We start from the raw sequence: 3,877 nt of genomic DNA, 5'->3' as shown, positions 1-3,877 counted from the left end.
GGCTGGGGCTCTCGCCGGCGCCGGCGCAGAGCATGCCCAAGGAGAGTGCGACATAGTCGTTCATCGTGAATCGCCGGCATTGTAACGTGTGCCACAATCGCCCGAAGCGCGCGGAACACGGCCCTGATGTCCTATTGCTTTGTCAACTCTAAGAATTCCGGTCGGGTGCCACTGGCGGCTCGTCCGCCAGTGCGGCGAGGACGCTGAAGCCGAAGCAACTCACGCACTGGCGGACGAGCCGCCAGTGGCACCCTTGCACCCAAAAGCCGCGTCGCCCCCCCGGGGCCAGGGGAGTATACTGCCTTAGTACGCAATCAATCGCGTTTCGCCCGCCCTTGCGATCGGAATTTTCGTCATGAGCATCGAATCTCCCTCGGCCCGGCCCGGGTCCGCCGATCAGGAAAAGCAATCCTTCGCCGAGACGGCCCTTAAGCTCGGCGGCAAGAGCGAGGAAGAGGCCCGCCGCACCGGGGCCATCGACCGCGCCGACGACCAGGTCGAAGCGCTCTTCGCCCCGCAATACCAGACCACGGCCAGCCCCGCGCACCGCGCGATCTGGGATCGCGAAGTGCCCATCGACCTGTTCCGCAGCGGCCGCGTCGAGCCCACGGCGGAAGTGAAGCGCGTGATGGACGATTCGGTCGCCGTTGTGCGCCGCCATCGCGACGCCGGCACGTTGTTGGACGAAAACAAAAAGATCCGCGACGAAGTCCTCCGCGACCTCGCCGGCGCCGGTTACTGGGGCCTGTTGGTCGACAAGGAATACGGCGGCTCCGGCGCCACGTTCTCCGCGTTCGCGCCCTTTCTCACGCGGATGGCGATCGTCGATCCCACGATCGCCGGGCTGGCCAGCGTGCATGGTTGCATCGGCGCCGTCGATCCCGTCCGTACCTTCGGCACGCCGGAACAGAAGGAACGCTATCTCCCCAAACTCGCCAGCGGCGAGCGGCTCTCCGCCTTCGCGCTCACCGAACCGTGTGCGGGCTCAGACTTGACCGCACTGCGCACGAAAGCCGAGTTGCGCGGGAATCAATACATCGTCAACGGCGAGAAACTGTTCATCACCAACGTCGTGCCGGGGCGCACGATCGGCCTGGTCTGCCAGATCGAGAACAAGCCCGCGGTGCTGATCGTCGACCTGCCGTCGGAAGAGAACGCCCAGTTCCAACTGAAAAAGTACGGCCTCTACGCGCTCAAGCAAACCTACAACCAAGGCATCGTCTTCCGCGATCTCCCGGTGCCGGCCGAGAACCTGCTCAAGCCAGTCAAAGGCGACGGCCTGACGATCGCTTACCACGGCCTGAACCTGGGTCGCATCGCACTCTGCGCGAACTCCGCCGGCACGATGCGCCTAATGCTGGCCAGCATGCTCCCCTGGGCGAAGTTCCGCCGCACGTACGGCGCGGCGATCGCCACGCGCGAGCTGGTCCGCCGCCGCTTGGGCCGCATGGCCGCGATGATCGTCGGGTGCGACGCCCTCGTGCAATGGTGCGCCGGGCTGATCGATCAAGGCTATCGCGGCGAGATGGAATGCGTGATCGCCAAGATCTTCGGCAGCGAATCGCAAAAGGAAGCCGCCGTCGAGTTGCTGATGAAGACGCACGGCGGCCGCTCCTTCCTGCACGGCCACCTGTTCGGCGATCACATCCACGAATACCTCGCCCCCTGCATCTACGAAGGGGAAGGCGAAGTCCTCGGCATGAGCTTCTTCAAGTCGCTCGTCAAAGCCCACGGCACCGAGTTCTTCGAGCCGATCGGCAAGGCGCAACAAGCGGCCGGCATCAAGAACTTTAACCCGATGAACCCCGCGCACATGCTGGCCATGCACGGGCCGCTCGGCGCCTACGCCAAATGGTTCGCCGCGGAAAAACTGCGCTGGGTCAGCGTGCCAAAGTTACCGACGATGCCGACAGCGCTCCGCGAGCACGCCGAATTCGCCTGCGACTGGCTGCAACGCCAACCGCTCGAGATCAGCGGCACGATGCGCAAGCATCAACTCAAACTGGCCGACCGGCAATGCCGCATGGCCGACCTCTCGCAACGCATCCAAGACGCCATCGTCATCCTCTGCACCAGCCTCTACGCAGCCGACAAGACCGACCCGCTCGTCCAAAGCGCCGCCGACATCCTCTGCCGCGACCTGACCAGAAAACTCACCGGCGCGCCCCCCTCCGACAAATATTTTCGAGCCGTCAGCCAACTCGGCGAAGCCATCGCCGACGGCAAATGGACCGGCCTGGAAGGCGTGCCGGCGGAGGAGATTTTGATGGGGTATGAGAATTAGCTGTGTGCGCGGTGACCGTTGTTTTCTTGATAATTGGTGGCTGCCGTCGAAAGGGCGACTCGCTTGCGAAGTTTGCCGCAACTCTTCGCTGCGCAATATGTTGCGAGACTACGTGGCGAGCTGGGCGTATCGAGCGCTCGCATTAGGATAACCCGACAGGGAGGTTGTATGAACTATGCTTCACACTAAAAATAATCCGTCGCAGTCTCTAGTTCGAGGAGGGTGCCCACATGACCGTCGTAGTTCGGTACGGCTATAAGACTTTGCCAGCAATGATGTCGGACTTGCTCATAGCGGGACAAGCGCCCTGGGAGCGAATCGGGCCAATGTTGCCGACCACTGACGACGCCTGGCGAACTTTCACTGGCGCTCGCATCAAGGTGCCACTCGGCTTAAGGCAAAAGATCGCCCTAGTGTCTGACAACTTGGTAATTGGTTGGTCTGGATTCGAAATAGATGCAATGAATGACATCAGCGACATCATTGACCTCAATTACGTCGCTCCTCTCAATCGTTCGACGTTTTCGGCTCACCTCAACAGACATCCCTCGAAACTTCAAATGGTCGGATTTATCCAAGATGATGATGGGATAGTTGGATTTCAAACAGATGGTGCCGTCACGTTCAACACGCCAATACTAGATCAAGTCGCCATCATCGGGACTGGCACCGACCCATTCACCGAAGCGTTCATGCGAGACTTGCGACCCACGCGATCGACGGTCGGGATTCCAGAAGAGGCAATTGGCATCGGATTAAATGTATTTGATGAATTCATTTTTCACGAGTTGCTGAATCAGTATCCCTTACGGCAGAGATTTGGTGGCGGCTACGAATTTGTGCGAGGCGTGAACGGAAGGTTTGAGAAGATTGCCGACATTACGTACTGCCTTTGGATGGTTAACTTCGGAAGTGATGGCAAGGCGAGAATCGCACATTTGGATCGCGTGCTTCATTTTCTATATCGCGAAGATGTCCTGGTCATTGAATGCGCGGTCTTTCCTCGCGGAGAAGGCAAACTCAACTTCAGGCGATTCTTCGTGCCACCAGCTCACAGAGATGTGAGGCCGCATGAAATTGATCGTGGGTTTATCACGCTCAACTCTCGCATCCTTCGCCACAGTTGCCTTGTTACTCAAGGAAAACGGGTGCTGGGTACTACGGGAGCCGTGCGCTTTCACACGCCTGAGGAGGACTTGGACATTCAGTTCGTTGAGACACCGGGATTTGTCGAAACCAAAGTGAGGGACGGTTTTGTTGAGGAACTCGAAGAGATGGTGAATCGACAGTGTCGATACATGCTTGGCTAAGCATGTCCAGCCGGGTGCCTGGGGCAGGGGCGCCGACTTTGCGGCCACCATGGCCCAACTCGCTGGGGCTTCGTTGCGTTGTTCAACAGATCGCCACGATGCCCCAGTGGATTCGACTTGGCTACCGTACTTGTCTGCCCCAGCCCCAGGCACCCGCCGTTCTGACGGACGCCACATGGAATGGAACACTAGGCCTTGTCTCAAAACGCGATTTTGACGTCATATCGCAGGTATTGTAAGAGGCAGGCCCATTTGATCATGCCGGCGAAGTTTCGGGTTGTTT

At 59.5% G+C, this 3,877-nt stretch carries 2 protein-coding genes; both read left to right on the top strand.

Features of this window, described 5'->3' with window-relative positions; translation table 11 throughout:
* Positions 1-355: 355 nt before the first annotated feature.
* Entirely contained in the window at positions 356-2,284 is a 1,929-nt protein-coding gene (locus tag SGJ19_03515; protein MDZ4779302.1) for an acyl-CoA dehydrogenase family protein, read from the top strand.
* A gap of 230 nt (positions 2,285-2,514) precedes the next feature.
* Positions 2,515-3,594, top strand: a complete 1,080-nt coding sequence (locus tag SGJ19_03510; GenBank protein MDZ4779301.1) for a hypothetical protein — start codon at positions 2,515-2,517, stop codon at positions 3,592-3,594.
* The last annotated feature ends 283 nt before the right edge of the window (positions 3,595-3,877 follow it).

It is taken from the genome of Planctomycetia bacterium, from assembly GCA_034440135.1.
GTDB lineage: Bacteria > Planctomycetota > Planctomycetia > Pirellulales > JALHLM01 > JALHLM01.
This window is presented reverse-complemented; position numbering and strand designations above follow the sequence as displayed.

What these genes read in the sequence shown, in the direction of transcription:
- SGJ19_03515 (MDZ4779302.1), top strand. Translation starts at nt 356, where the DNA reads ATGAGCATCGAATCTCCCTCGGCCCGGCCCGGGTCCGCCGATCAGGAA.
- SGJ19_03510 (MDZ4779301.1), top strand. Translation starts at nt 2,515, where the DNA reads ATGACCGTCGTAGTTCGGTACGGCTATAAGACTTTGCCAGCAATGATG.